Below are 3,739 nucleotides of genomic sequence, written 5' to 3' on the forward strand. Positions count from 1 at the left end.
TAAGCACGCCTTTTAGTTAACCTTCATTTTAGTCACCCTCCTTTCCTTCTTTTTATCGCTTGATTCGCAGCAGGTCTTAGCTTAAAATTCACATTTTCTTGCCAATGTGACAAATCTATTATTCCATTTACTGGACTCTCTCTATTCTCCCATAGTTTTATAAAAGTTTTTAATTGCTCTAAAAATTCAGAATATTCCTCTTTTACAACTTTTCTCAGAAAATTTTCCCTCATATAACTCCTTTATTTGTTGCAAAAATAATCTTTCGTTTAGGCTTCATTCCAGCAATCTTTAGTTCACCTTTGATGCGTTGTCTGAGGCTGAGCAAATCATTTATCTGAACTTCAGCATATCTCACCACATGGTCACCATATGCAATTGATACCACTCTTTCGCCACTCTGAAGCTTCTTTATTGCTTGTTCAACTTGAATTAGATAATCTTCGTTATACATTTACTACTCGCTGATCCATTTGCTTTTCACTATTTTCTTTGATTTTTTACTTTCTGGTTTTTCACTTAAACTATTCCATTTACTCTCTGGCCATCTATCTATTCCCAGTGCTATCGATGCTGCTCTTGCATAAATCCTACAGTCTAATACTTCATTTCTTTCTCTTACCTTTTGCCACTCTTGTTTGGTATAACCTTTTACTACTTTGCTGACTAATTGCTCTGCCGTTAGCTGCTTAAAATATTCAGGTGCATACTCGGGAAAATGACAATATCCTGCTGGAGCTTCTTCACCGTCCTTTAAAACATTAAGTAATTGAAAAAGTTCTGACTTCAAAATCGATACTCCCACTGGCCAGAGCTTTATTCCTCTTTTTAGCTTTTGACCACCAACTGTTATATCTACTCTACTTGGGCTGCTAAGTGGTACTAGAGCTTTATTTACACCTTTCACTGCCATTACTCTTCCAGAGCCTTGATGACCTCTTACCCAATTGTATACTTCTTGTGTCGCATACCCAGCATCAACCGCCATCATACTTATCATGTATTCAAGACCATTTTCACCGATAAAATGATGATTTAAGAGCTCAGAGAGTTTTCCCCATACTTCTCCTCTTCCAATATCACCTTCAAATACTCGGTATTCTATTGACCAACTTTCGCGGCTTTTTCCCCATGCTACAACTTCTACTTCTAAACGATCTTTTTGGACATCTACTCCTGCAGTAAGCACCACTTCTCTCCTAGGTACTGTGCCTACGGAAAAAAATTCTCTCCTGTTAAATAATTGCTTCCAATCTGGTACTTCTCCTTTGTCTACCCAGGTTTCTCCAAGCGTAGTATTTATCCATACTTTTAGTAATTGTTCACTTTCTTTGGCATGGAGAAAATCTTCTACTGCTTGAGTCCAGCTATACCAGCCAACTGGACTATAAAGACTTGAAAGATGAAATCCTTTTTTCTCACCTTTTACTCTATTAGTAGGCCTCCATTCTCCACGTTCAAGCATCTCTGTCTTTTGATGATTTTCTATCTTTTTACCACATTCTATACATATATAGTGTGCTGTTCTTGAGTCGTTATTTTCCCATTTTATTTGTGACCATTTTAGAACTTGATAGTAATTACAATATGGACATGGTACAAAAAAATATCTCTTATCTGTTGCTTCAAATTCTTTCTCAATTCTGCTTATTCCATGAATCGTTGGTGTTGATACTAAAAAAATCTTTCGCCGTGCAAATGTATTAGTACGGGCTATGCTGAGTAAAACTGGATCTCCTTCACCTCCTGAATCTCCTGGGTAGGCATCTATTTCATCAAGAAAGAGATATTTTACTGGCATAGATCTCAGTGCTACACTGCTATTTGCTCCGGTTATTACTACTATTCCACCTGGAAATTCCTTACTTTGTACAGTATTGCCTGAGTCTCTTGACCTTGGGTCTTTTACTTTACTCTTTAAACATGGCGTACTCTCTATTAACGGCGCAAATCTTCCTTTTGACCAACGTTTTCCCATTTCAACTGTTGGCTGTACTACCAGCATTGGACCAGGAGTCTGATCTATGATGTAGCCAATCCAATTGTTACCAGCTTCTGTTCCCCCAATCTGCGCTCCTTTCATGAATACTACTTTTTCTGCTGGTGAGGATGGAGAAAGTGAATCCATGATTTCTTTTAAATAAGGAGTTCTTTCTGTTCTCCATTTACCTGGCTCTGATGCTGCAGTTGGCGCTAAAACTCGATACTTATTTGCCCACTCTGATACTTTAAGCTCTGGATCTGGTTTTAAACCTTCAGAAAAAGATGTGGCGTATATCATTGTCTGCATCTACTCATAATTGGTTCTATCTCAACATCATTAACAGTAGAACTACACTCTTCCAATTCCATAAACATCTTTTTCTGAAATTCCTTTTCTATATATCTTTTGCTCATCTCACTTATCATTAGTGCTATAATAAGCGCAAATATCCCTGTTGTTGTTGCAAAAATGATTGCACTGCTTATTGTTGTTGCTGTTAAACCTATATATGCTGCCATTGCTACTGCGCTAACTGTAATACAGATGCAGATAATATTATTATGTTTTTTCATCCTTTTATCTGCTATTTCTCTCTGTGCTATATATTTATTATGAAGGGTTGGAAAATTAATAACGGTATCTCTGCAGATCAATGCACCATTTTTTTCAGTAAATAAAACTTTAAGTAACTCTAAATTGTTTGATTTAATTGCTAAATGTAAAACAGGTGTATAATTTGCTCCTTTTTTCAGCAATAACTTTACTACATGTAAATGCCCTTTTTCCGCAGCAAGGTAAACCGGTGATAAACCTTTATTATTTACAATATCAATATCGATTTCTTCTTTTAAGATAGACTCTACAAGCTCAATTTCTCCTCTTTGTGCAGCTAAATGTAGTAGACTATTCTTTTCAGAACCGTATTTATTACTCATCAAAGCCTTCTTTATCTCAGGTTTAGCGTAATCAAATGGTGTCTTGCCGCTATCGTCTTTTACCATAGGGTCTATATCTTCTCGCGTTAGTAAAACTTCTATTGTTTTAAGTCTTTCAGCGTAATGTAGTGGTGTTTTACTTTCGTAGTCTTGCAAGTTGACTTGAGCATTAGGCTCCTTTATTAAGCATTTGAGGATATCAAGACATAAGTCTCTTTCATCGTAATTAGTATTACTTACAGCTATATGAACAGGTGATAATTTCATCGAGTTTTGTCCTACACGTGCGCTATTTACATCTGCTCCTAGCTCCAGTAATAACTTTACTATCTCCAATTTTTTGTTGTTAACTGCATAGTGCATCGGTGTCTGATTTCGTGCATCAAAAACCTCGATTTCAGCATTTCCTTCTCTTATCAAAATCTTTACAACTTCTGCATGTCCTATCCCTGCTGCTAGATGTAATGGCGTATGATGCAAAGCATTTCGTACATTAACGTTAATACCTTTTCTGATCAAATATCTCACTGCATTAATTTCACCTATCATTGCAGCTAAATGAAGTAAGCTATCTTGTTCTGACCCGTACTTGTTATTAATTAACGCTTGTAATATTTCTGCTTTTTTCCCTTCTTTGGCGTAATCAAGAGATGTTTTGCCATCATTATCTTCTACAAAAGGATTGATATTCTTTTTCGTAAGCAGCAGATCCACCATGCTCAACTCGTCAAACTCTATAGCACAATGTATAGTATTTTCTAAAATGAATGATAAATTTCCATTATGGTATTACCAACCAAAAGTTGTAAGTCTGTATATT

General features: G+C 36.1%; 3 protein-coding genes and 1 pseudogene. All 4 read right to left on the bottom strand.

The window, feature by feature from the left end; all coding sequences use genetic code 11:
* Positions 1-32: 32 nt before the first annotated feature.
* On the bottom strand, positions 33-233 hold the full coding sequence (locus WOCAOBSORBRA_RS05715; protein WP_174516126.1) for a hypothetical protein: 201 nt from the start codon (positions 231-233) through the stop codon (positions 33-35).
* Positions 230-454: a gpW family head-tail joining protein gene (locus WOCAOBSORBRA_RS05720; RefSeq protein WP_114517459.1), complete on the bottom strand. Its 225-nt coding sequence runs from the start codon at positions 452-454 to the stop codon at positions 230-232. The genes WOCAOBSORBRA_RS05715 and WOCAOBSORBRA_RS05720 overlap by 4 nt, the downstream gene beginning before the upstream one ends.
* Before the next feature lie 3 nt (positions 455-457).
* Positions 458-2,281 carry a phage terminase large subunit family protein gene (locus tag WOCAOBSORBRA_RS05725; RefSeq protein WP_174516127.1) on the bottom strand — a complete coding sequence of 608 codons (1,824 nt, stop codon included), beginning with the start codon at positions 2,279-2,281 and terminating at the stop codon, positions 458-460.
* Positions 2,278-3,669 (bottom strand): annotated as a pseudogene (locus WOCAOBSORBRA_RS05730) (ankyrin repeat domain-containing protein); the annotation flags it as partial. The pseudogene WOCAOBSORBRA_RS05730 and the gene WOCAOBSORBRA_RS05725, both read right to left, overlap by 4 nt.
* Between the last annotated feature and the right edge of the window lie 70 nt (positions 3,670-3,739).

Origin of the sequence: Wolbachia endosymbiont of Cardiocondyla obscurior (assembly GCF_902713635.1) — a bacterium.
Taxonomy (GTDB): Bacteria; Pseudomonadota; Alphaproteobacteria; order Rickettsiales; family Anaplasmataceae; genus Wolbachia; species Wolbachia pipientis.